This window comes from Streptomyces sp. NPDC002935, from assembly GCF_040611295.1.
In the GTDB taxonomy this organism is placed as follows: domain Bacteria; phylum Actinomycetota; class Actinomycetes; order Streptomycetales; family Streptomycetaceae; genus Streptomyces.
Window position 1 is genome coordinate 350880 of sequence record NZ_JBEXNW010000006.1, and the last position, 21356, is coordinate 372235.

Consider the following 21356-nt stretch of genomic DNA (forward strand, 5'->3'; position numbering starts at 1 on the left):
ACGGTCGGCACATATCAGCTGGTCCCGGGGCCGCTGCCGCGTGGTCGGGGAGCGTCTGCATACTGCTCGTCATGAACGTCTCGCCCGGCACCCGCATGCACGTGTTGCTCACCATGGTGATGGTGGTGTGCGTGGTGGCCGGCGGGGCCTGCTTCGGCTTCGCTTGCGGCGGCTGGACGGGAGCCGCGGTGGGAGCGGGTACGACGGGCGTCGGCGTCGGGCTCGGGGGCTTCTTCCACAGCCAGATTGCGATGGATTCCCTCCCGGACGTCCAGACCGACGGGGCTTTGGAGGGCATCGCGGACGTGGTTGTCCTGGGTGTCGCGTTGTACGAGGCCGCAGTCTTCCCCCTCATCCCTGGCGGGGTGAGCGACAGGGAACAGAAGGCCCGCCGGACCGTGGCGTATCGGCTCGCCGCCTACGACGGTCTTCCCCGCGTCGTTCGGATTTCGGCAGCCGGCGCGCTGGAGGTCATCGATGAGGGCCTGGACAAACAGCGCGCCCGGACCGCGGTGAAGGAACTGTCGCTCGCGGTCTACGACAGCCGCAGCGGTCGTTGACGAGGGAGCGGATCCCCTCCCGCGCAGTCGACGGACGGTTGCAGGGTCGCACCCGGGTGAGCGAGTGATGTGTCCGGGCTGTCATCCCGATGGACCAGGTCCGCAAGGGGATGCGACATGGTCTGCATGATGTTCGGCTCTTGCGGCGACGCATGGAAGCGCAAAAATTTGCGTAACTTTCGTTGGCTTGCGTTGCAGGGCGCAAGGCCTGGATCGGCGCGCGCGGGCGTTGACGCCGAGTGATGCCGACGCGGGTGACACCTGCCTCTCAAGGGGCGGCGCGAGGCTTTCGGTAGGCGGCATAAGAAGATTGACCCCGGAGAAGGGTCGCTCCGGGGGAGTCCCGCTCACTTGCCTTGGTCCTTCGAGCCTCGCGCGTGGACCGGTTCATCGGTGTGCTCATCGGTCTGCCGACTTTGCACGCCATGCCCTCGGCGCTGAGACGCGGGTGTTGATGGTGAAACTTGTGGCGTCCTGACCGTAGACGCACTCGCACTGCTCTGCAATATTGCGATGAAACAATGCAAGAACCTGCGTGCGATCCCTTTTCGGGGATCGCGCATGTCGTACAGACAGCTCTTGCCGTTCAGTCCGTTCAGTCCGTTCAGTCCGTTCAGTCCGTTCTGTCGTACCGCGCCACCGCTCTGCCCAGGAACGAGCCGACCTCGCCGCCCCTCCGGCGCGCGAACCTCCGCAGGGAGTGAACCCCGTATGACTCCACACAAGCCGAGATCCTGGAGACGCCGCGCGGTGACCGCCGCGCTCGCCTCCGCCGTCATGGTTCTGGGCCTTCCCGCCGTCGGCGCCCACGCCTCAGGCGGTCCCAACGCCGCCGCGGACGCCGCCACCAAGGCCGGCAGCGTCCGCGGCGCACATACGGCCGCCAAGGTCACGGACGGCGACGCCGACACCTATTGGCAGGCCGGAAAGAAGTCGGCCCAGTGGGTGCAGACCGACCTCGGGCGGACCGAGCGCGTCCGCCAGGTCGTGCTGCGACTGCCCGAGCACTGGCAGACCCGCACGCAGTCGCTGGCGCTTCAGGGCAGCGCAGACGGAAAGAGCTTCGCCACACTCAAGTCGTCGGCGCGGTACGTCTTCAGCCCCGGCAACGGCAACACGGTGAAGATCTCCTTCCCCGCGACCCTCGCCCGGTACGTGCGGGCGGACTTCAGCGACAACTCGGTCGCCTCCACCGCCCAGCTCGCCGAGATGCAGGTCCTCACGACAGCCGCCTCGACCCCCAACCTCGCCCAGGGCAAGCCCTTCACCGAGAGCGGGCACGCCGACGTGTACGGCGCGGCCAACGCCGGCGACGGCAACCGGGCCACCTACTGGGAGAGCAAGAACAACGCCTTCCCGCAGTGGCTCCAGGTCGACCTCGGATCATCGGTCAAGGTGAACCAGGTGGTGCTGCGGCTGCCCAGCGGATGGCCGAGCCGCAGCCAGACGCTGAAGATCCAGGGCTCGACCGACAACCAGAACTTCACGGACCTGACGGCCTCGAAGGCGTACGCCTTCGACAGCGGCAACGACCAGGCGGCGACCATCGCCCTCGACACCACCACGACGCGGTACGTGCGGGTGCTGGTCACCGCCAACACCGGCTGGCCCGCCGGGCAGGTGTCCGAGCTGGAGGTCTACGGACCGGCCACCGGCGACACCCAGGCGCCGACCGCGCCGTCCAACCTGGCCTTCACCGAGCCGGCCACCGGGCAGATCAAGCTGACCTGGAACGCGGCGAGCGACGACACGGCCGTGACCGGTTACGACATCTACGCCAACGGCCAACTGCGGGCGAGCGTCGCCGGAAGCGTCCTGACCTACACCGACACGCAGCCGGCCGGCAGCGACATCACGTACTTCGTGCGGGCCAAGGACGCGGCGGGCAACGTCTCCTCCAACAGCAACAGCGTCACCCGCCAGGGATCGGGCGGGGACACCCAGGCCCCCACCGCGCCCGGCAACCTCGCCTACACGCAGTCCGGCAGCGACGTGAAGCTCACCTGGCAGGCGTCCGGCGACAACGTGAAGGTCACCGGCTACGACGTCTACGCCAACGACCAACTCGTCAAGTCCGTGGCGGGTGACGTCACGACGTACACCGACACCCCGTCGGCGACGGCCACGGTCACCTACTACGTGAAGGCGAAGGACGCCGCAGGCAACGTGTCGGCGGCGAGCAACAGTGTCACCCGGACGGGCTCGACCGGTTCCAACCTCGCCGAGGGCAAGCCCGTCGAGGCGTCCTCCTACACCTTCACCTACGTCGCAGCCAACGCCAACGACGGCCAGATCGGCACCTATTGGGAGAGCGCGGGTGGCGCCTACCCGGCCACCCTCACCACCAAGCTGGGTGCCAACGCCGACCTCAGCCAGGTCGTCGTCAAGCTCAACCCGGACGCCGCCTGGTCGACGCGCACCCAGAACATCCAGGTGCTCGGCCGCGACCAGGACGCGACGGCCTTCACCAGTCTCGTCGCGGCGAAGGACTACACGTTCAACCCGGCCGGCGGCAACAGCGTGACCATCCCGGTCCCCGGCACCGCGGCCGACATCCAGCTCAAGTTCACTTCCAACTCCGGCGCCCCGGGCGCGCAGGTCGCCGAGTTCCAGGTGATCGGCACCCCGGCCGCCAACCCCGACCTCAAGGTCACCGGCATCACCAACACGCCTGCGGCCCCGGTCGAGTCGGACGCCATCAGCCTGACCGCGACCGTCACCAACAGCGGGAGCAGGGCGGTCAAGGCCACCGACCTCAACTTCACCCTCGGCGGTACCAAGGCCGCCACGGCGGACGTCCCGGCGATGGCGGCCGGTGAGACGAAGACGGTCACCGCGAGCATCGGAACCCGGGACGCGGGCAGTTACCCGGTCGGGGCCGAGGTGGACCCGTCGAACAAGGTGATCGAGCAGAACGAGGCGAACAACACCTTCACCCGCTCCGACGCCCTCGTCGTCAAGCCTGTCTCCAGCTCCGACCTCCTGGCCGCACCGGTCTCCTGGACCCCCTCCAGCGCCTCGGCGGGCGACGAGGTCAGGTTCACCGTCGCGATCAAGAACCAGGGCACGGTGGCCTCCGCCTCCGGCACCCACGGTGTCACCCTCACGATCCAGGACTCCAAGGGCGCCACGGTCAAGACGCTCAGCGGCTCCTACGACGGTGCCATCGCCGCGGGCCAGACGACCGCTCCGGTCAGCCTCGGTTCGTGGACGGCCGTCAACGGCAAGTACACCGTCAAGACGGTCATCGCCGACGACACCAACGAACTGCCGGTCAAGCGGGCCAACAACACCACCACGCAAGCCCTGTTCGTCGGCCGCGGCGCCGACATGCCGTACGACATGTACGAGGCCGAGGACGGCACCCTCGGCGCCGGCGCCAAGGTCGTCGGCCCGAACCGGACCATCGGCGACTTCGCCGGCGAGGCGAGCGGCCGCAAGGCGGTGACCCTCAACGGAACCGGCCAGTACGTCGAATGGACCACCCGCGCCGCGACCAACACCCTGGTGACCCGCTTCTCGATCCCGGACGGCACCGACACGACGCTCGACGTGTACGTGGACGGCCAGTTCCTCAAGGCGATCGACCTCACCTCGAAGTACGCCTGGCTCTACGGCAACGAGACCGCGCCCGGAAACTCGCCCGGCTCCGGTGCCCCCCGTCACATCTACGACGAGGCGAACCTCCTGCTCGGCAGGACGGTCCCGGCCGGATCCAAGATCCGACTCCAGAAGGACGCGGCCAACTCCTCCACCTATGCCATCGACTTCATCAACACCGAGCAGGCGACGGCACTTCCGAACCCGGACCCGGCCGCCTACACGGTACCGACGGGCTTCGGTCACCAGGACGTGCAGAACGCCCTGGACAAGGTCCGCATGGACACCACGGGCCAACTCGTCGGCGTCTACCTGCCCGCGGGTGACTACGAGACCTCGAGCAAGTTCCAGGTCTACGGCAAGGCGGTCAAGGTGGTCGGAGCAGGGCCTTGGTTCACCCGCTTCCGCGCCCCCGCCTCGCAGGAGAACACCGACGTCGGCTTCCGGGCCGAGGCCAGCGCCAAGGGCTCGACGTTCGCCGGGTTCACGTACCTCGGCAACTACACGTCCCGGATCGACGGACCGGGCAAGGTGTTCAACTTCTCCAACGTCTCCGACATCACCATCGACAACATCTGGGTCGAGCACATGGTGTGCCTCTACTGGGGCGCCAACACCGACAACATGACCATCAAGAACGCCCGCATCCGTGACACCTTCGCCGACGGCATCAACATGACGAACGGCTCCACGGACAACCATGTCGTCAACAACGACGCCCGTGCCACCGGAGACGACAGCTTCGCCCTCTTCTCGGCGATCGACGCCGGCGGCGCCGACGAGAAGAACAACCTCTACGAGAACCTGACATCGACGCTCACCTGGCGAGCGGCCGGGATCGCCGTCTACGGCGGCTACAACAACACCTTCCGCAACCTCCGCGTCGCCGACACCCTGGTCTACTCCGGCGTCACCATCTCCTCGCTGGACTTCGGCTACCCGATGAACGGCTTCGGGACCGAGCCCACGACGATCGAGAACGTGTCCCTGGAGAGGACGGGCGGACACTTCTGGGGCTCGCAGGTCTTCCCCGCCATCTGGGCGTTCTCCGCCTCCAAGGTCTTCCAGGGCATACGGGTGAACGACGTCGACATCGACGACTCCACCTACGGAGGCGTCATGTTCCAGACCAACTACTCCGGTGGCCAGCCCCAGTTCCCGGTGAAGGACACGATCTTCACCGACATCTCCATCACCAACTCCAAGAAGAGCGGAGACGCCTTCGACGCCAAGTCGGGATTCGGCATCTGGGCCAACGAGTTGCCGGAGCCCGGTCAGGGCCCCGCTGTCGGCGAAGCCGCCTTCCGCAACCTGCGGATGAGCGGCAACGCCCAGGACATCCGCAACACGACCAGTACCTTCAAGATCAATATCGAGTAGGTCCCGGACGCGCACGGAACGGCACGGGCACTGAACGGCACGGGGGCCGCCCTCGCGGAGGGCGGCCCCCGTGCTGTCATGTCCGATGGTCCCCCGGTTCCTAGTCCCGACACCTCACCGAGCCACGCCCGCTCCCGAGGGGGTTCGGTCGTAGTGGATCAGGACGCGTGGATCGGACAGCGGCGCGGTCGCCGCGGCGGCGGGCCGATCGCGAACGCCGTCATGGCAGCCGCCGCAACGGTGGCCGCGGCAGCGGTGAAACCCCGCTTGTCGTGCGTGCGGGCTCCCCTTGTCCGTCGGGCTTTCACGCTTCCGCCACCCTGGCGTGCTCGTCGCTGAGCCACCGGGCGACTGTCGCGCCGTATGCGGCGGCGGCCTGCTCCCAGGGGAAATGACCGGAGTCGAAGGAGACGAGGCGGCTGTGCGGGAGCAGGTTGTGCAGGTAGACGCCGTTGGACGGCGGTACCAGTTCGTCGTGCTCGGCGTTCATCACCAGCACCGGCGTCATGATCGACGGCAACAGGTCCCCGAGGGCCGGGAGTTCCGCGGGGTACGCGCGGACATAACGCGCCGACTCGGCGAAGCGTCCGCCCTCGTAGGCGGACACGTAGTCCTCCCACACTTCGGGCTCCTCGCCCTTGGGCGCCCCCGCTTCCACCGCCGCGCCGACCGACGCGCGGGCGTCGAAGTCCTGGAGGAAGCCGAGGTCCGGTGCCGCGATGATGTCCGCGAGCGCGCCGGACACGTCGAGCGGATACGCCGCCCCGCCGCTGCCGACAATGACCGACGCCACCGACTCCGGGTGGCGGGCAGCCAGGAACAGCGCCGCGCCGGTGCCGACGTCCGGGCCCAGCACGTGCGGGGTGCCCAGGCCCCATTCGCCGATCAGGGCGTACAGGAACTCGCTCATCGCCGAGGGGGCGAAGAGCTCGGTGCGCCCCTCGGAGTGGCCGAATCCGGGCAGGTCGACGGCCACCAGCCGACCCAGTGGCGCCAGGCGCGGCCAGATGCGGCGGAACGCGAGGAGGCTCTCCGGCCACGGGCTCGTCATGAGGAGCGTCGGCCCCGGCTGTTCGCCGGTGTCCACGTGGCGGATCGCCAGGCCGTCGACGGTTCGCGTCCGCAGGGCACTCCCGGTCAGCGCTGCGCTGGTCATGATCTCTCCATTCGGGCGAACGTCAGCAGGTGTCCGCCGCCGTCGGCGACGGCGATGTTCATCGGGACGCCGATCGCCGTCGCGCGGGCGCGGGCGCTCTCGACCATGGTTCGGGCCGTATCCAGGTTGATGCTCATGGCGTTTGGCCACTGTCGTCAGCGGTGCGAGTTCGTGGTGCCTCCGGCGGGAGCGTCGATCTGTTCGGCGATCCAGGAGACTGCGAACTCGGTCCAGGCCGTCGCGTCGCCGGCCCCTTGGGCGAGCCCGAGACTGTGGGGGCCGTGCGCGAAGACATGGACTGTGTGCGGGACGTCGTGCGCGGCCAGGGCCGCGGCGAGGCGGTAGGTGTGCTCCGGAGGGACGTAGATGTCCTCGGCGGTGTGCCACAGGAAGAACGGTGGTGATTGGGCGGTCACGAGCTTGTCCAGCGATGTCTCACGCCGCAGGTCCGGTGAGGCGTCTTCGCCGAGCAGGATGATCCGCGAGGGCCGGTAGGTCTCGGTCTCCATCGACGTGATCGCGTAGCCGAGTACGGCGAACTGGACCGACTCGCGCGGGTCGGTGGTCGGTGCGAGCGCGGCGTGCCCGGCCAGGTGCCCTCCTGCGGAGAACCCGATCAGACCGATGCGCTCGGCGCCCTGTTCGCGGCAGTGCCGGATCTCGGTTCGCAGCGCCAGCAGGGGCTCTGGATGGCGCGCATGGAGCGGGTACCGGAACACGCTCGCCGAGATGCCGAGCCCACCGAGCCAGTCGGCGATCGGCTCCGCTTCGTGTGCCGAGTGCGCCGCGTACCCGCCGCCGGGGAGCACGATCATGTGGATTGTCGCAGCCCGGGCCGCGCCGACGTCTGCGCGGAGCGATCCCGTCGGTTCGTGCTGACTCCTCACCGCTGACCTCCGTATTCGTCCATGGACGGCGTCGCCGGCCTGCTCCCGTGAGACCGTACCCAGGTCATCGGCCAGCCGGATGCCCCGACACCACGCGAAGATGTGAGCGCGCGGATCTGGTGCACGGCGGCCCGTCGGGAGTGCCCGGTGCTGGCGCTCACCCCTGCGGCGCGGCGTCGGCGTCAGGAGCCCCAGCGGGCGGCCCGAGCCGCGACTTCGAGGGCGGTGACGGCGCCGGGTTCGCCGCGCTCGCGGAGGAATTCGCCTGGGACGGTGTAGCGGGCGCCGGCCTGCGGGGAGCGGGCGGCCTGCCGCACGACGTCGTCGACCAGCACGGTGGCCATGTCCAGCCGCGGGTAGCGGCCGTGGAGCGCCTCGCCCTGAGCGTCGGTGACGAACTCGGTTCCGAAGCCGATGTCGACTCCGATGCCCCGGCGGGTGAGGTAGGCCAGCACGCCACGGCGTTCGGCGATGCCGTCCGAGGTGTGCAGGGCGATCGCCTCCCACACCGGGTCGGTCTTGTCGGCTCCGTAGCCGTACTCGGTAAGGAACCGGGCGGCCATGTCGGCGCCTTCGACCTCGAAACGCGCCTGGCCCGGGGCCGACGGCGAGGCCCCGAGGTCGTGCAGGACGCAGGCATGGAAGAGGAGTTCGGCATCGAAGTCGATGCCGGGCTTCAGCCCTTCGTGTTCGGCCAGCAGCGCGGCGAACACGTAGCTGCGGATGCTGTGGTTGGCGACGGGCTCGCTCTCGCACGACCGAACAAGCTCGACGGCGGCACGGGCGACCGGGGTGCCCGGGAGTGCCGGCAGGAGGCGGGCTTCAGTGTCCATGAGGCGACCGTAGGCGCGTACCGAACCCACCTGTCAGTGGCACTCGTGCCATGAAGCGATAGGATCGTGCCATGGCGGATCGGCCATCAAGCGGGGCACATCACGTGGTCGTGATGGCTCTCGAAAACGTCCTCGCGCTGGACATCGGGATCCCCTGGCAGGTCTTCGGCAGCTGGCGGAACAGCCCGTACACGCTCACGGTCTGCGCCGAACGCCCCGGCCCCGTCCCGATGCACGGCGGCCCTGCGCTGTCCGTCGCGCACGGTCTGGATGCCCTGGCAACCGCCGACACCGTGATCGTCCCGGGCTACCTGGAGCCGGACGCGCCCGGCGCCGAGGTGACCGCCGCACTGGCGGGGGCGGCAGAGCGCGGCACTCGCATGGCGTCCATCTGCACCGGCGCGTTCGCCCTCGCCGCCGCCGGTCTGCTCGACGGCCGCCGCGCCACCACGCACTGGCTGTACGCGCAGGCACTGGCCAAGCAGTACCTCCGGGTGACAGTCGTGTCCGAGGATCTGTACATCGACGAGGGCCAAGTGCTCACTTCAGGCGGAGTGTCCTCCGGCCTCGACCTGTGCCTCCACCTCATCCGCCGCGACCTCGGCCCACGCCTGGCGAACCAGCAGGCCCGCCTGCTGGTAGCCGCCCCACACCGCATCGGTGGCCAGGCCCCGTTCATCGACCTGCCAGTGCGACCCGAGCCGTCCGAGAGCTCCGCACTCTGCGGCTGGGCCCTGCGCAACCTGCACCAGCCGCTCACCGTCGACCAGTTGGCGCACCGGGCCGGCATGTCCCGCCGGACCCTGATCCGCCGCTTCCACACCGACACCGGCCTGCCGCCCATGCGGTGGCTGCTCGACGCCCGGCTTGCCCGCGCACGCGAACTCCTCGAATCCGGCGACCTCACGATCGAAGCCATCGCACGCCACTGCGGCCTGGGCACCCCCGCCAACTTCCGGACGCTGTTCAAGGCACACGTCGGAGTGCCGCCCAGTGTCTACCGCGAGACGTTCGTCGGCTGACGGGCACCCGGGCGCCGTGTCCTCCTCGGCCACGACCGCTCCCCACTCCCGCATCGACTCTCGAAATCATGCACGTGCGTCAGCACTCGGTAGTACGGGGCATGGCGTGAGGAGTGCTAAGGCCTGGTGGCCGCTCGCGTGCGGCGGAAGGCCGAGGACGGAGCGTGAAGGACGAGCCGCCAAGAACCGCGGGACTCCGGTTCCGGAGCGAGGGTCACCAGAGCACGCGTGCCGATGACGCGGAGGTGGTGTCAGCCCCTCGTCGCGGCGGACGGCACCGGCGTCAGCAGGCCTCGCGCCTGGACGGCGGGGAGGGACTGCGTGCGCACACCGGGCAGATTGCCCGCAACCCGTCATCCCTCCAACGGGCCCCCGGCCGAACGTAATTGATCTTCATCGAGCCGCACACCATACCGACCTGTCGCGGGCCCTGCGAGGACGAGGGCCGTGCCCGAACACCGTCACTCCGGCAGTTGTCCACGGCGGGTGGGCCTGGCCTCTCGCGTATCTGATGCTGGGTCAAGTCCGTCTGATGTCGCTGGTCCGGGAAGCTCGGATGCGTCGGACGGACGGTATGGCCCATACTCTGTGCCCCGCCCGCATTCTACCTGGGAGCGTCATGACAAGTAGGTTCACCGAGTTGGTCGTTGACTGCCGCGATCCGGAGAGGCTTGCGGCTTTCTGGTGCGAGGTCCTGGACTTCAAGGTGATCGACCGGAGTGACGGCAAGGTCGAGATCGGCTCCTGGGTGCCGACCGTCGAGGATGTTCGGGCCCGCCAGATGCCGCCCACCCTGCTGTTCATCCAGGTGCCCGAGGGCAAGACCGTGAAGAACCGGCTTCACCTCGATGTCAGCCCGATCGACGCCGGCACCGAGGACGAGGTGACCAGATTGCTCGGCCTCGGCGCCACCAAGACGGATGTTGGCCAAGGCTCGGACCGAAACTGGGTGGTCATGGCCGACCCGGAGGGCAACGAGTTCGACGTCCTGCGCACGCTGGCACCGCAGAACTAGGCCGCGAACAAGCAGCCCGCACCCCGACACACACCGCAACTATCAGGCGGGACTGATTTCGACCAGATGCTGGGGGCGGAGCCGAGGCCGGTCCGAGCGGTTGACCACTCGGCGTCCCAGGGGATGAAGAACCGGCAGGAGAGCTGGGGTTGGAGAGTTCGTGCTTCGGCCAGTGACCCCGGCACGCTCGGGCCGAGTGCGGCAGAACGCGAAACGGTCCGACTCGCCGAGCGGCCGGATGCCGGTGGCCAAGAAGTGCGTCCCCTGCGGCCGGCAGACCGCGGAATCCGCCTCGATGAGTCAGTGGAGCCAGGGGGTGAGCTCGTGTGCGAGGACGGCGTATGCGGGAAGCCAGAGGAATTTGTGCTGGGTTCCGTCCTGCATGTGCACGGTGAGTCGATCGGCGGTGATGCCGCGGCGCAGGCGGGCGGAGGCGATGCCGGCCAGAGGTATCACTTTGTTGGTCCGGTGTTCCGCTTCGATCAGCGCGGTGGCACCCGCGGTCACGTCGGCCTCCGGCAACGGCATGACCACCGTCGGTCCCTTGCTGTTCGCCACGGTGGCGGTGAACCCGAGTCGTCGCCGGACCAAGGAGGACGGGAGCAGCCACAGTTCCCCATGGATCCAGTCGCCCCACCCGGTCGTGCAGCTTCGTGTCAGCAGCCGCGCCCGTTCGTCCATCGCGCCACCGTAGTTCGTGTGTCACCCACGCGCCACCATGCGAGTCAGCACGACGGGCGCGTACCGGCCGGGAGTCGAGCGAGCACTGCTGCCCCGTAACCGGGCAGTGCTGCTCCGGCCCGTCGGCTGCTCCGGCGCTCTGGCGCTCCGCCGGTCGGGCGCTCCGGGTCACGGTGCCGGGAAGGCGAGACGCACGCCGTAGCGTTTCCCGGCGCGGTGGAGGGCCGGGACGAGGGCGGCGCGCAGGTCACGGATCTCCTCGGCGTGGTCGGCGAGGAAGCGTTCCCGCACGCGCCTCCAGGCTCTCGGTGCGACGCCCGCCCACGTGGGCCAGGGCAACGTGCCGTGGACGGTCCTCGCCGACCCGGAGGGCAACGAGTTCTGCGTGCTGGAGCCTCGGGAGATCTACCGGGACACCGGGCCGATCGCCGCCGTGGTGGTCGACTGCGCGGATCCGCGGGCCATGGCCCGGTTCTGGGACGAGACGATCGACTGGACCCTGCACGAGGTGACCGATGATCATGCGGCGTTGCGCTCTGCCAAGGGTGTCGGCCCGTATCTCGAGTTCATTCGCACTCCCGATGCGAAGACCGTGCCAGACCGCGTCCATCTTGACCTCCTGCCGTACCCGGGTGACGACAAAGCAGCGGAGGTGGCCCGACTGCGGGCTCTCGGCGCCCTCGACCTCGACCTCGGCCAGGGCGACGTTCCCTGGACGTGCCTGACCGACCCGGAGGGCCACGAGTTCTGCGTCCTCTCCCTGTCCTGACGCGGAGCCTTGACGACACCCCGACACGTGAGTCTCGTGTGCTCATGCGCCGCGACCCCGGGGGTGCTGAGCTGCGGCGCCTCGGTCGATTCGGGCGGCGAGAACTTGCGTGTAGGGGGCGGGACTCATTCACCCACCCGGCGGCCGCAGCGAAACCGGCCGCCGCGGCCAGGCCCGAACGCCTAGCGGAAATGGTGCGCCGCGTCAGTAATCCGCTCTCCGGAGCAGGTCGTCGCCGACGCCTTCGCCCAGGCCATGGCCCGCGACCCGCAGCATCTGCGGGACTGGATCGTGGTTGCCGACGGCGCCCGCCACCAACGGCAGCTGTGCAAGGCCGTCCGGATCCTGCGGCGTCGGGAACACGTCCGATGCGGCCAATGCTCGGGCAACGTCACTCAAAGCGCCTCCTCGGTCGCGGCGTGCCACGACTCGACGGGAAAGGGGAGCGAACACGCACCCGGCAATGGTGGGTGACGGGTGCCTGCTGGCCTGCGCAGCTACGAGGAGAGGCGCATGCTTGAAGACGGGGCGGACTGCTTCGCTCGCGGAAAGGGGTGGGCTGGGTTCCCCGAGGACGGCAGAGCGACGTAGCGTCCTCAACCGTGCGGCCGCGGCCGCATGAACCGTCCATCTTGATAGAGGGAGCAGGTCATGGCAGTCCTGCGATTTCATATGGACTCCTCATTGAGCCCGTCGGAGGTGATGGGGGTCCTGACCGACTTCAGCCCGGCGCGGGCGCAGGAGTGGCCCACGATCGACGCGGAACACTTCAAGGTCCACGAACGAGGGGACACCTGGGCCGAGGTGACCGAGGGAACGGAGAGCGGGTGGGAGCGTGCACGCTACGAATGGGATCCGTCGGGTAACAAGGTCACCGTCACCACGCTCGACTCGAAGGTATTCGGGCCAGGCGGGGGGTGGGTGTTCGAGATGACCCCCGAGGGTAAAGGCACCCGCGTCGACATCGAGCTGGACCGGGAGCATCCCAGCACCCTCAAGGGCAAGGCCCTGGCCGCCATTCTCCCCTTCGCCGGGCCGGTGTTCCGCAAGTCCTTCAAGGGGCCACTGAAGAGCACATAGCCCTTGTAGTGGTGGCGGATTGGCCGGGTCGCGTGTCACTGCCCCCTTCGGCTACTGAGCCCTTTTTCATGCGGGCTGTCGAGCCCGGCTCCTACGATGCCGGTCATGGCACGCTTTGAGGATCACCAGTCCCGCTTCTGGGACACCAGCAGCGACTATGGGGTGCAACCAACTCTGACGGACCGTGCGATCGGGGAGGCCGAGAGGCTGTTGAACGTGAGACTTCCCGACGCATTGTTGGACCTGCTCGGCAACCGTTCCTTCATCAAGGGACTCACCTCCGCCGAGGAGTTCGAGAGCGAGCGGAGCGAAGGTTCAACCGACTGACCTCGCCCCGTACGTGACAACCTTCAGGTGTTCACGGTCCGGGTCAGATGTGCGGGCGTGACGGCGAGCTCGTCCTGGATGCTCGGCAGTGCGGTGCGATGTTCACGGACGAGTCGTCCAGCATCTGCAGTAGCTGGGCTGTCGCGCTCACCAGCGGCGGGGGACCATCTCACTGCCAGCTTGTGCCAGTTCCTTGATGCCGGAATTCCGCGTATCGCGGGCGTATGGAAAATCGCATACGCCACCGCGACGGCCCTCCGTCTCCAATGGGGGCATGAACCACAAGGCATCCCTGTCAGCACCGCCCCGCCGTACGCGCAGGGTCGTGCTTCTCGGCCTGGCGATCCTCGGCATGGCGAGCGCCGTGTCCGTCGTGCGGCGGCCGCTCATGATGTCCGCTCCGATGTGCATGGCCGGGCGGTGGCACGGCTGCTTCGACACGTTCAATGGTGTGGTGCTCATGACGCTGGTCACGCTGCCGTTGGCCGCGCTGGTGGTGTGGGTTCTGGCGCGCCGTCGACGTGCCGCCGGCGTCACATCGCCCTGGCGGATGTCGCTGGCCGAGGTGGGCATGGTCCACGGGACGGTGCCGTTCCTGTGGCTGACAATGATGCCGGGCGGCGGGGCCGGCACCGCCCCCGAACGGGTGAGCCTGGTACCGCTGCGGGACCTGGTCACGATGGGGTCGCTCGGGATCGTCGGCAACCTGCTGGTCTTCGCGTCGCTGGGGTTCTTCGCCCCGATGCGGTTCGCGGCGCTGGCGTCCGCGCCGCGCATCCTGGCCCTCGGGGCGGGCTGCTCGGCCCTGGTCGAGACCGCGCAGTACGTCCTGCGGCTGGACCGGGTGTCCTCCGTGGACGACGTACTGGTCAACGCCGTCGGCGCCGTGCTGGCCGCGCTGGCGTCGCGCCGCTGGTGGCGCACTACGGCGGAAGCGCCTTCGGACCAGCCGCGCCCCGCACCGGCGCCGGCGGGCTGAGTCGCGTGTCCGGTGTGCACCCGTCCTGCATACGTCGGCGATATGACGTGCTGCTTAGTCTTGCGACATGCGTGTACTGATCGTGGAGGACGAGCCCTACCTGGCGGAAGCAGTACGTGACGGTCTGCGGCTGGAGGCGATCGCCGCCGACATCGCGGGCGACGGCGACTCCGCCCTGGAACTGCTCAGCGTCAACTCCTACGACCTCGCCGTCCTCGACCGCGACATCCCCGGCCCCTCCGGCGACGAGGTCGCCCGGCGCATCGTCGCCTCCGGCAGCGGCATCCCGATCCTGATGCTCACCGCTGCCGACCGGATCGACGACAAGGCTTCCGGGTTCGAGCTCGGCGCCGACGACTACCTCACCAAACCGTTCGAGCTGCGGGAGCTCGTCCTGCGGCTGAGGGCGCTCGACCGCAGACGCGCGTACGCCCGGCCCCCGGTCCGTGAGATCGCGGGTCTGCGGCTCGACCCGTTCCGCCGGGAGGTCTTCCGCGACGGACGCTACGTCGCGCTGACCCGTAAGCAGTTCGCCGTCCTTGAAGTCCTCGTCGCCGCCGAGGGCGGGGTCGTCAGCGCCGAAGACCTGCTGGAACGGGCCTGGGACGAGAACGCCGACCCCCTCACCAACGCCGTGCGCATCACCGTCTCCGCACTGCGCAAACGCCTCGGCGAACCATGGATCATCGCCACGGTGCCCGGAGTCGGCTACCGGATCGACACCGGTACGGACACCACCGACCCCGGCGGCACTCATGAATAGACGCCCAGGGCGCAGTGCCCGGCTGAAGCTCACCCTCAGCTATGCCGGATTCCTCTTCGTCGCGGGAACTCTCCTGCTGGCCGTCGTGTGGGTATTCGCGCTGCGCTGGCTACCGACCAGCGACCCCAGATCCCTCCAGGACAAGTTCGGCGCCGTGATCATCGTCGGGCCCAGCCGCTCCGACCTCCTGCGCGGCGTCGCCCCCGCAGCGGCCGTGGCGATGGTCTTCCTGCTCGTGTTCGGCCTCCTGGGGGGATGGATCCTCGCCGGCCGGATGCTCGCACCGCTCACACAGATCACAGATGCGGCACGGATGGCCGGGAGCGGGTCGCTGTCCCACCGGATCCGCATGAAGGGCCGCCAAGACGAATTCCGTGAACTCTCCGACGCGTTCGACTCGATGCTCGAACAACTCGAGTCCCACGTCGCCGAGCAGCAGCGGTTCGCCGCGAACGCCTCCCACGAACTGCGCACCCCCCTGGCGATCTCGCGGACGCTCCTCGACGTCGCCCGCAAGGACCCCACACGGGACCGGGACGAACTCATCGAACGCCTGCACGCTGTCAATACGCGGGCGATCGACCTCACCGAGGCCCTCCTGCTGCTCAGCCGCGGCGACCGCGGAAACTTCACCCGCGAGAGCGTCGACCTCTCCCTCATCGCCGAAGAAGCCGCCGAGATGCTGCTTCCCCTCGCCGAACAGCGCGGGATCACGCTCGATGTCACGGGCGGGGCGGCTCAGACCAGCGGCTCCGCGGAGCTCCTGCTGCGGATGGTGACGAACCTCCTCCAGAACGCCATCGTCCACAACCTCCCCGCAGGTGGCACCGTGACGGTCCACACCGAGGCGCACGGCGACACGAGCGTGCTGCGGGTCGAGAACACGGGGAGTCGGCTTCCACCGGAACTGGTACCGACTCTCACCGAACCCTTCCAGCGCGGAACGGAACGCGTACGCACCGACGAGCACGTCGGCGTCGGCCTCGGCCTGGCCATCGTGCACAGCATCGTCCGCGCCCACGACGGAACCCTCAGCCTCGTTCCCCGCCCCGCCGGCGGTCTCCTCGTCACGGTCCGGCTTCCCGGCACGCCGTAGGCATCGTCCCCGAGCGGGGCCTACTTGGACTTGTCCTGGCGATCATGCGATCCGTTGACAGCTTCTAAGCTGCGCGGAAGTGAAAGGTGGGGCGGAATGTCCTTAAACTGCCCCACCCGCGTCGCGGCTGTTCATCCGTCATGCCGGATCGGACTGTCACTTCATTGGCCTGGGAATCATAGCGAGGTGCCCCACTCTCATGGCCTGCCCCTCGCAGTCGACGGTCGCGGCAATCACCTGGTCTCCTTCGCACGCGGGACCGAAGGCGCGCCACCGTGTGACGCGCCGCTGCCGGCGGCGCTGGTGGCCATCTGGCACGCCGACCGTGTCCTCATGGTCTTCGATCGATTCCGCCAGGCGTGGGAACTGCCCGGCGGCCGCATAGAGGAAGGCGAATCCCCTCGTCAGGCGGCCGCGCGCGAGTTGCTGGAGGAGAGCGGGCAGGTATCCGACGGACCGTTACGGTTGATCGGCTACGCGGGCTTTGTACTCGCACCCGACCAGCGAGCTGAGAACGCGGCGTTGTTCGCAGGCCGCACCACCGGTATTCGGGACTTCCAGGCCACCGAGGAGATCGCGGCCATCCGCTGGTGGGACCTCCGGGAAGTCCTCCCGGGACGTGTTCAATCCCTGGACGTCTACCTCGCCCGACTCACGCGAGAGTCGGGCTCTGGTGCCTCCCACGATCCACGGTGACGTCAGGACTCACGTTGGTGGTGGCAGAGCTGCTACCGAGGTCGACGCCCTGTGGAGTCAGGCACCGCGCCGCTTCTGTGCCGTCGGCTTGCGGGCCATCCCTCTGAGGACATGCAGTACGACGAGTACGGCCCGGCGTCCACCGGACAGTCCTCTGGAGACATCACCGCTCATGACCGCGACCAGCACCACTTCGTTGCGGTACGGCCGTGACGACCCGTGGGGCTCCGTCTCCGTGAACTCAGTCTTGAACGTGTTCAAATTCTGTGTCAGGCTGCGGAACGCGTCCTTGATCGCCCAGGTCGCGCACGCGACCTGTAGAAACCGCTGGAGGTGGAGTGTGTTGCGTTCCTGCCGGACCGCGCTGGTCCTCCTTGCCATGGCTCTCGCCCTCACGGCCTGCGGCAAGATCTGGAACCGGCCGCCGCCCGAGGGTGAATCCGTCGTGCTGAAGCCGGCCGAACTCACGACCACATGGACCGACGCCGACGGCGGCACCCTGACGCTGAAGCCAGATGGCACCTTCACCGCCGACAACGTATGCGGCGACTGGATGGGCGCCTCGGACTGGAACTGGACAGAACCCCGGTCAGGACCGGGCACCTGGAAAGACGACTCCAACAAGACAGGGACCGCGGTCTCGTTGTCGTTCGACACCAAAGGCCCCGAGGGGGATGACGTGGGAGACGTCCTCAACGCACGGCGGCATGGAAAGACTCTGATGCTCTGGACCCGTGTGGGCGACGAAGACAACGACGATCCCCACTGCATTCTGACTAGAGATTTTTGACGGCTGACGGCGGTGGAAAGTCGAGCCCGGTCTTGGTGATGAGACCCTCGATGAGGCGGGGGCGGTACTGCATCAGTTTCAACCGTGTCTTTACCAGCGCAGTGAGCTGGTCGAGGCTGTGTTTGGTGAGATTGGCCAGCGATCTCTTCAAGTGCGACCACATGCCGTCGACGGGGTTGAGCTCAACAACCAACGGATGCAGTAGTGAGCACTGAAGAGGGTCCCGTTGAGCACGAGGACCGGTGGAGCCCTTCGTATGGTTGGCCCACCCAGGGCGCCGGGTGCAACTGGGGCCTGTCCAGCGGATCATGTGACTACTGGGCTGCGGCGATGGAACGCGTAACCGACCTGATCCGATGATCTGAAGGAAACAGCCTAGAGGCGGAGCATCTCCGTCATGGGCGACTGGGGCGGGATCAGGCCCGGCAGCAGCCAGGGCTGGAAGAGGCTCAGTACCGCGAGTACGAGGAAGGCGGCCCCGACGACCTGCGAGAAGACGGGGCCCAGCCGCCAGAGCTTCTCCACGAAGATCACCACGGCCACCGCTGCCATCGCCAGGACGTTCATGACGCCCAGCGGGACGAGCACGACCATCAGCCCCCAGCAGCAGCCCACGCAGTACGCCCCGTGGTGCGCCCCGACCCGCAGATCGCGGGCCCGGGGCCGGAAGCCCGCGTAGCGCACGAGCTGGCCCATCGGGCTCCGGCAGTGCCGCAGGCACAGGTCCTTCCACGGGCCGAACTGGTACAGCCCGGCGACCAGGAAGACCCCGGCGCCGATCCAGCGCCCGGCGCCCGGGTGCTCGTCCACCAGGGCCCCGGTCCCGGCGAGGAGCCCGTAGGCGATCAGGCCGAACGCCGTCCAGGCCAGCAGATACCCGCCGACGAACTGGGCGGTACGAGCCACCCGCACGACCCCCGTGGGCGACTGGCGCCCGATGGCCCGCGCCCAGGTGAGGGCGACCGGAGCCACCGACGGGAACATCATGGCGATCATCATGACCAGCCACAGCAGCAGGAACAGCGGGACGCCCATCCCCATGGTTCCCGGCTCGACCCCCATGTCACGGGCCTGGTCGACCACCAGCACCCAGGCGAGGAGGGCGATCGACGCCATCACGGACCAGGCGAACGCAAGCTGCGGGGCCGACAGCAGATTTGCCGGACGCAGAGGGGGTGACAGGGCCTTCCGGTCGAGGCGCACCTCTCCAGCACATCACGGCGGACCTGCGCGTGCGCGCGGGAACGCGTGTACCCGGACACACCTCCTCCGGGTGACCCCTGCGGTGGGATAATGGGGTGGTACCCGCACGATCCGGGCGTGGGCCGACGATGGCTCCCAAGGGCTCTGCCGTCCTCCCGAGACCGACGTCCCGGCACGGTCACGAGGAGGCAGGGAGATGTCCGAGACGACGGCGACCGTTCCCCGGTGGCACGCGGCGGGCGACTGGTTCGACACCTGCAAGTGCAACGTGCCCTGCCCCTGCTCGTTCGCACAGTTGCCGACCCACGGCGATTGCGACGGCATCCTGGCCTGGCACATCCGCGAGGGCCGTTACGGTGACGTACGGCTGGACGGCCTGAACGTGCTGATGGTGGCCTCGTTCGTCGGCAACATCTGGGCCGAGCACACGGACACGTACGCCGCGGTCTTCGTCGACGAGCGCGCCGACGAACCCCAGCGCCAGGCGCTTCAGATGATCTTCGGTGGGCAGGCGGGCAGTTGGCCGGCCCAGATGGTGAGCATGATGGGCGCCGAGATGCGCGGCATGGAGTTCGCCCCCATCGAGGTCGAGGTCGCCGACGACCTCGCGAGCTGGCGGGCCGTGGTACCGGGCCGGGTCGAGGCGAGCGCGGTCGCGCTCACGGGACCCACGACCCCGGAGGGTGCGCGCGTCCAGTCGACCAACCTGCCGGGTGCGGAGACCGGACCGGGCCAGGTCGCGACCTGGGGCCGCTCGACGGTGGACCGCGCCGATGCCCACGGCTTCCTTTGGGGCCGCGAAGGCCGGTCCAGCAAGCACATCACCTTCGACTGGGCCGGGCCCGACTAGCCAGGTCGTCTCTTTCCTTGTCGGATGCTGGCCGGGTACCCCGTGGGTACCTGAGTGGTGGGGTCTGAGCTGGGATGATTGAGCTCGGGGTACCTCGGCGGTACCCTGAACCTCATGGCAGCACTCAACGTGGAATTCTCTGACGCGGAACTCGCGGACCTCCGGGCGATCGCCCAGGAGCGGGGCGTGCCGATGAAGGCGTTCGTGAGGGCCTCCACCGCCGACGCGATCGCCCAACACCGGGCACTCGTGGAGGGCGCGGCAGTGTTCCAGCGTGTCTTCAACGATCCTGGGCTGGCCGAGGCCATCGCCGCCGCGGGCATCGATGACGGCCCCGTCAACCGCGCGACGGGTAGGGCTGCCTGAACCCGATGGCACCCGTCGTGCACATTGACGTGCGCTGGCTCCTGCAGCAGCACGAGGCAGCCCTGCCTGATCAGCCGCATATCTCAGACTTCTCCGCGCTCGTCGCTGCGGTGGCGCGGCATCGCGTGGACCCGCCCCGCCTCGGCGTCGACCCCGATGCGTCCTGGCGCGCAGCCGCGCTGTTGCACACTCTGCTCCAGCTGCGGCCCCTTCCCTCCCTCAACGTCCGCTTCGCGTGCGCCGTCACCATCGCCTACATGCACGCCAGCGGCGAAGGACTCGACGCGCCTTACGGGGAACTCGTCGAGCTGTGCAAAGACCTCATCGCCGGCAAGAGCGATGTGTTCGGCGCCGCCGACATGATCCGGGCCTGGCGCATCTGACGGGCCCAGCGCCCTGTATCTGGCTGCCGTGGTGAGACTGTTCCGCTTTGACGGACACCATTGCTGTGGTGGTCACGCTGCGAGTGTTGTCCCAGCACTGGCCTGTGCGGGCGACCGACAGTCGGATGCGCGCGCCGAATTCACCCGACTGCTGTGGAATCCGCGCTGGGAGGCATACGGCAGCGGGACGGGATCGGACTACTGGGCGTATGCGGGCGCACGCGTGCTGGGACTCGGTATGACGGAGCTGTATGCCGAGCTGGTCGCGCAATTGAATTCCGATGAGGGCTCCGACAACAAGCGGCACTGCATCGAGACATTTACCGCCCTTCTGAGCCATTGGACGGACCGAGGATGGGTCGGTCTGCGCCTGGCGCCGGATCCGGATGAGAGCAGTGACGCCCTTCGCAGCCTTCTCTTCGAGTGGTCGTCCCCTCATGAGGACGACTCGTTGATCGGCCTGGCCGGCCGCGTGCTCGGCCACGACGACCGGCTTGTCACCGAGTTGCACCACCTGGAGGAGATCCTGCGGAGTCAGGCGAGACACGAGCTGGAGCTTCGAGTGGTCGCATCACATTGACGTGACAGGTGGTCATGCCGACTCCGCAGGTTGGACACCTGGCATGCCGAGGTTGACCGGCGCGATGTCTGAGTCTTCGCCAACTTCGAACATGCGGGTCGGAGGCTCTGGCGTGGCGCTCGCTCGGGATTACTCGTGCTGATCTCGGGCGGGAGTCTGCGGTCTTGATCATCCGTCATGTCATCGGTCGAGGCTGTCACATCTGGGTCATTGAACCCAGCCCAGCCAGCCGGGTTGTTCATGTGAAACAGCCGCTCGCGGGGGCGCGGCCCGAAGGGCACATCAGCCCCCAGCGTCATCTCCCGGTGCGGTACGCTCTCGCGGCCCACGGCCGGCGACG

23 protein-coding genes and 2 pseudogenes are annotated in these 21356 nt (G+C 68.4%); 17 read left to right on the forward strand and 8 right to left on the reverse strand.

Annotated elements, in window-relative coordinates:
• The first annotated feature begins 71 nt into the window (after window positions 1-71).
• Complete coding sequence (locus ABZX90_RS11020) at window positions 72-560, forward strand: hypothetical protein (RefSeq protein ID WP_355203538.1); 489 nt, start codon at window positions 72-74, stop codon at window positions 558-560.
• Between the two features lie 711 nt (window positions 561-1271).
• Window positions 1272-5540, forward strand: a complete 4269-nt coding sequence (locus tag ABZX90_RS11025) for a discoidin domain-containing protein (protein ID WP_355203541.1) — start codon at window positions 1272-1274, stop codon at window positions 5538-5540.
• Window positions 5541-5844: 304 nt separating this feature from the next.
• On the opposite strand, the gene ABZX90_RS11030 is transcribed toward ABZX90_RS11025, so the two are convergent.
• The 4 genes from ABZX90_RS11030 to ABZX90_RS11045 form a co-directional block, all read right to left on the reverse strand.
• Window positions 5845-6696: an alpha/beta hydrolase gene (locus ABZX90_RS11030; RefSeq protein ID WP_355203544.1), complete on the reverse strand. Its 852-nt coding sequence runs from the start codon at window positions 6694-6696 to the stop codon at window positions 5845-5847.
• Window positions 6693-6833: a heme-binding protein gene (locus ABZX90_RS11035; RefSeq protein WP_355203547.1), complete on the reverse strand. Its 141-nt coding sequence runs from the start codon at window positions 6831-6833 to the stop codon at window positions 6693-6695. Before ABZX90_RS11035 ends, ABZX90_RS11030 begins: the two co-directional genes overlap by 4 nt.
• A gap of 18 nt (window positions 6834-6851) precedes the next feature.
• Window positions 6852-7511 carry an alpha/beta hydrolase gene (locus ABZX90_RS11040; RefSeq protein ID WP_355203550.1) on the reverse strand — a complete coding sequence of 220 codons (660 nt, stop codon included), beginning with the start codon at window positions 7509-7511 and terminating at the stop codon, window positions 6852-6854.
• Between the two features lie 254 nt (window positions 7512-7765).
• Window positions 7766-8416 carry an HD domain-containing protein gene (locus ABZX90_RS11045; RefSeq protein ID WP_355203553.1) on the reverse strand — a complete coding sequence of 217 codons (651 nt, stop codon included), beginning with the start codon at window positions 8414-8416 and terminating at the stop codon, window positions 7766-7768.
• 113 nt (window positions 8417-8529) lie between these two features.
• On the opposite strand from ABZX90_RS11045, the gene ABZX90_RS11050 reads away from it, so the two are divergent.
• Together ABZX90_RS11050 and ABZX90_RS11055 are read left to right on the forward strand one after the other, a co-directional pair.
• Entirely contained in the window at window positions 8530-9438 is a 909-nt protein-coding gene (locus tag ABZX90_RS11050) for a helix-turn-helix domain-containing protein (protein WP_355203556.1), read from the forward strand.
• Between the two features lie 619 nt (window positions 9439-10057).
• Window positions 10058-10453, forward strand: coding sequence for a VOC family protein (locus tag ABZX90_RS11055; RefSeq protein ID WP_355203559.1), 396 nt, complete (start codon window positions 10058-10060; stop codon window positions 10451-10453).
• Window positions 10454-10753: 300 nt separating this feature from the next.
• On the opposite strand, the gene ABZX90_RS11060 is transcribed toward ABZX90_RS11055, so the two are convergent.
• Together ABZX90_RS11060 and ABZX90_RS11065 are read right to left on the reverse strand one after the other, a co-directional pair.
• The gene (locus ABZX90_RS11060) at window positions 10754-11134 is read right to left on the reverse strand and encodes a hypothetical protein (protein WP_355203562.1); all 381 of its coding nucleotides are present in this window, start codon (window positions 11132-11134) and stop codon (window positions 10754-10756) included.
• Window positions 11135-11302: 168 nt separating this feature from the next.
• Window positions 11303-11425, reverse strand: coding sequence for a hypothetical protein (locus ABZX90_RS11065; RefSeq protein ID WP_355203565.1), 123 nt, complete (start codon window positions 11423-11425; stop codon window positions 11303-11305).
• Window position 11426: 1 nt separating this feature from the next.
• On the opposite strand from ABZX90_RS11065, the pseudogene ABZX90_RS11070 reads away from it, so the two are divergent.
• From ABZX90_RS11070 to ABZX90_RS11105, 8 genes and pseudogenes are all read left to right on the forward strand, one after another.
• A pseudogene (locus ABZX90_RS11070) lies at window positions 11427-11903 on the forward strand (VOC family protein); the annotation flags it as partial.
• Window positions 11904-12030: 127 nt separating this feature from the next.
• Window positions 12031-12221 (forward strand): annotated as a pseudogene (locus tag ABZX90_RS11075) (ISKra4 family transposase); the annotation flags it as partial.
• Between the two features lie 333 nt (window positions 12222-12554).
• Entirely contained in the window at window positions 12555-12983 is a 429-nt protein-coding gene (locus ABZX90_RS11080; RefSeq protein ID WP_351129978.1) for a hypothetical protein, read from the forward strand.
• A gap of 105 nt (window positions 12984-13088) precedes the next feature.
• The gene (locus tag ABZX90_RS11085; RefSeq protein WP_351129976.1) at window positions 13089-13310 is read left to right on the forward strand and encodes a hypothetical protein; all 222 of its coding nucleotides are present in this window, start codon (window positions 13089-13091) and stop codon (window positions 13308-13310) included.
• A 274-nt stretch (window positions 13311-13584) separates the two neighbouring features.
• Entirely contained in the window at window positions 13585-14289 is a 705-nt protein-coding gene (locus ABZX90_RS11090) for a VanZ family protein (protein ID WP_351129974.1), read from the forward strand.
• Between the two features lie 67 nt (window positions 14290-14356).
• On the forward strand, window positions 14357-15052 hold the full coding sequence (locus ABZX90_RS11095; protein WP_351129971.1) for a response regulator transcription factor: 696 nt from the start codon (window positions 14357-14359) through the stop codon (window positions 15050-15052).
• Window positions 15045-16148, forward strand: coding sequence for a HAMP domain-containing sensor histidine kinase (locus ABZX90_RS11100; protein ID WP_355203572.1), 1104 nt, complete (start codon window positions 15045-15047; stop codon window positions 16146-16148). Before ABZX90_RS11095 ends, ABZX90_RS11100 begins: the two co-directional genes overlap by 8 nt.
• Window positions 16149-16334: 186 nt before the next feature.
• Complete coding sequence (locus tag ABZX90_RS11105; protein WP_355203576.1) at window positions 16335-16844, forward strand: NUDIX hydrolase; 510 nt, start codon at window positions 16335-16337, stop codon at window positions 16842-16844.
• Between the two features lie 57 nt (window positions 16845-16901).
• Here the strand turns inward: ABZX90_RS11105 and ABZX90_RS11110 are convergent, their stop codons facing one another.
• Entirely contained in the window at window positions 16902-17225 is a 324-nt protein-coding gene (locus ABZX90_RS11110; RefSeq protein ID WP_355203579.1) for a hypothetical protein, read from the reverse strand.
• Between ABZX90_RS11110 and ABZX90_RS11115 the strand changes: the two genes are divergently transcribed.
• Window positions 17224-17634, forward strand: a complete 411-nt coding sequence (locus tag ABZX90_RS11115; protein WP_355203582.1) for a hypothetical protein — start codon at window positions 17224-17226, stop codon at window positions 17632-17634. The two genes, ABZX90_RS11110 and ABZX90_RS11115, sit on opposite strands and share 2 nt — an antisense overlap.
• 375 nt (window positions 17635-18009) lie before the next feature.
• Here ABZX90_RS11115 and ABZX90_RS11120 read toward each other — a convergent pair whose 3' ends face one another.
• Window positions 18010-18837, reverse strand: coding sequence for a DUF2182 domain-containing protein (locus ABZX90_RS11120; RefSeq protein WP_355203585.1), 828 nt, complete (start codon window positions 18835-18837; stop codon window positions 18010-18012).
• Between the two features lie 196 nt (window positions 18838-19033).
• Here ABZX90_RS11120 and ABZX90_RS11125 point away from each other — a divergent pair, with 196 nt between their 5' ends.
• From ABZX90_RS11125 to ABZX90_RS11140, 4 genes are all read left to right on the forward strand, one after another.
• On the forward strand, window positions 19034-19687 hold the full coding sequence (locus ABZX90_RS11125; RefSeq protein ID WP_355203588.1) for a DUF1326 domain-containing protein: 654 nt from the start codon (window positions 19034-19036) through the stop codon (window positions 19685-19687).
• A gap of 114 nt (window positions 19688-19801) precedes the next feature.
• Complete coding sequence (locus ABZX90_RS11130) at window positions 19802-20053, forward strand: hypothetical protein (protein ID WP_351129960.1); 252 nt, start codon at window positions 19802-19804, stop codon at window positions 20051-20053.
• A 5-nt stretch (window positions 20054-20058) separates the two neighbouring features.
• Window positions 20059-20436, forward strand: a complete 378-nt coding sequence (locus tag ABZX90_RS11135) for a toxin Doc (RefSeq protein WP_351129958.1) — start codon at window positions 20059-20061, stop codon at window positions 20434-20436.
• 238 nt (window positions 20437-20674) lie between these two features.
• Window positions 20675-21016: a hypothetical protein gene (locus tag ABZX90_RS11140; protein WP_355203592.1), complete on the forward strand. Its 342-nt coding sequence runs from the start codon at window positions 20675-20677 to the stop codon at window positions 21014-21016.
• The last annotated feature ends 340 nt before the right edge of the window (window positions 21017-21356 follow it).

Excerpts from the sequence above, each read along its gene's own strand:
- ABZX90_RS11110 (WP_355203579.1), bottom strand. The coding sequence starts at position 17,225 with ATGGCAAGGAGGACCAGCGCGGTCCGGCAGGAACGCAACACACTCCAC.
- ABZX90_RS11030 (WP_355203544.1), bottom strand. The coding sequence starts at position 6,696 with ATGACCAGCGCAGCGCTGACCGGGAGTGCCCTGCGGACGCGAACCGTC.
- ABZX90_RS11080 (WP_351129978.1), top strand. The coding sequence starts at position 12,555 with ATGGCAGTCCTGCGATTTCATATGGACTCCTCATTGAGCCCGTCGGAG.
- ABZX90_RS11095 (WP_351129971.1), top strand. The coding sequence starts at position 14,357 with ATGCGTGTACTGATCGTGGAGGACGAGCCCTACCTGGCGGAAGCAGTA.
- ABZX90_RS11140 (WP_355203592.1), top strand. The coding sequence starts at position 20,675 with ATGACGGAGCTGTATGCCGAGCTGGTCGCGCAATTGAATTCCGATGAG.
- ABZX90_RS11040 (WP_355203550.1), bottom strand. The coding sequence starts at position 7,511 with ATGATCGTGCTCCCCGGCGGCGGGTACGCGGCGCACTCGGCACACGAA.
- ABZX90_RS11035 (WP_355203547.1), bottom strand. The coding sequence starts at position 6,833 with ATGAGCATCAACCTGGATACGGCCCGAACCATGGTCGAGAGCGCCCGC.
- ABZX90_RS11135 (WP_351129958.1), top strand. The coding sequence starts at position 20,059 with ATGGCACCCGTCGTGCACATTGACGTGCGCTGGCTCCTGCAGCAGCAC.
- ABZX90_RS11085 (WP_351129976.1), top strand. The coding sequence starts at position 13,089 with ATGGCACGCTTTGAGGATCACCAGTCCCGCTTCTGGGACACCAGCAGC.
- ABZX90_RS11130 (WP_351129960.1), top strand. The coding sequence starts at position 19,802 with ATGGCAGCACTCAACGTGGAATTCTCTGACGCGGAACTCGCGGACCTC.
- ABZX90_RS11100 (WP_355203572.1), top strand. The coding sequence starts at position 15,045 with ATGAATAGACGCCCAGGGCGCAGTGCCCGGCTGAAGCTCACCCTCAGC.
- ABZX90_RS11125 (WP_355203588.1), top strand. The coding sequence starts at position 19,034 with ATGTCCGAGACGACGGCGACCGTTCCCCGGTGGCACGCGGCGGGCGAC.
- ABZX90_RS11060 (WP_355203562.1), bottom strand. The coding sequence starts at position 11,134 with ATGGACGAACGGGCGCGGCTGCTGACACGAAGCTGCACGACCGGGTGG.
- ABZX90_RS11045 (WP_355203553.1), bottom strand. The coding sequence starts at position 8,416 with ATGGACACTGAAGCCCGCCTCCTGCCGGCACTCCCGGGCACCCCGGTC.
- ABZX90_RS11055 (WP_355203559.1), top strand. The coding sequence starts at position 10,058 with ATGACAAGTAGGTTCACCGAGTTGGTCGTTGACTGCCGCGATCCGGAG.
- ABZX90_RS11020 (WP_355203538.1), top strand. The coding sequence starts at position 72 with ATGAACGTCTCGCCCGGCACCCGCATGCACGTGTTGCTCACCATGGTG.
- ABZX90_RS11025 (WP_355203541.1), top strand. The coding sequence starts at position 1,272 with ATGACTCCACACAAGCCGAGATCCTGGAGACGCCGCGCGGTGACCGCC.
- ABZX90_RS11050 (WP_355203556.1), top strand. The coding sequence starts at position 8,530 with ATGGCTCTCGAAAACGTCCTCGCGCTGGACATCGGGATCCCCTGGCAG.
- ABZX90_RS11115 (WP_355203582.1), top strand. The coding sequence starts at position 17,224 with ATGGCTCTCGCCCTCACGGCCTGCGGCAAGATCTGGAACCGGCCGCCG.
- ABZX90_RS11090 (WP_351129974.1), top strand. The coding sequence starts at position 13,585 with ATGAACCACAAGGCATCCCTGTCAGCACCGCCCCGCCGTACGCGCAGG.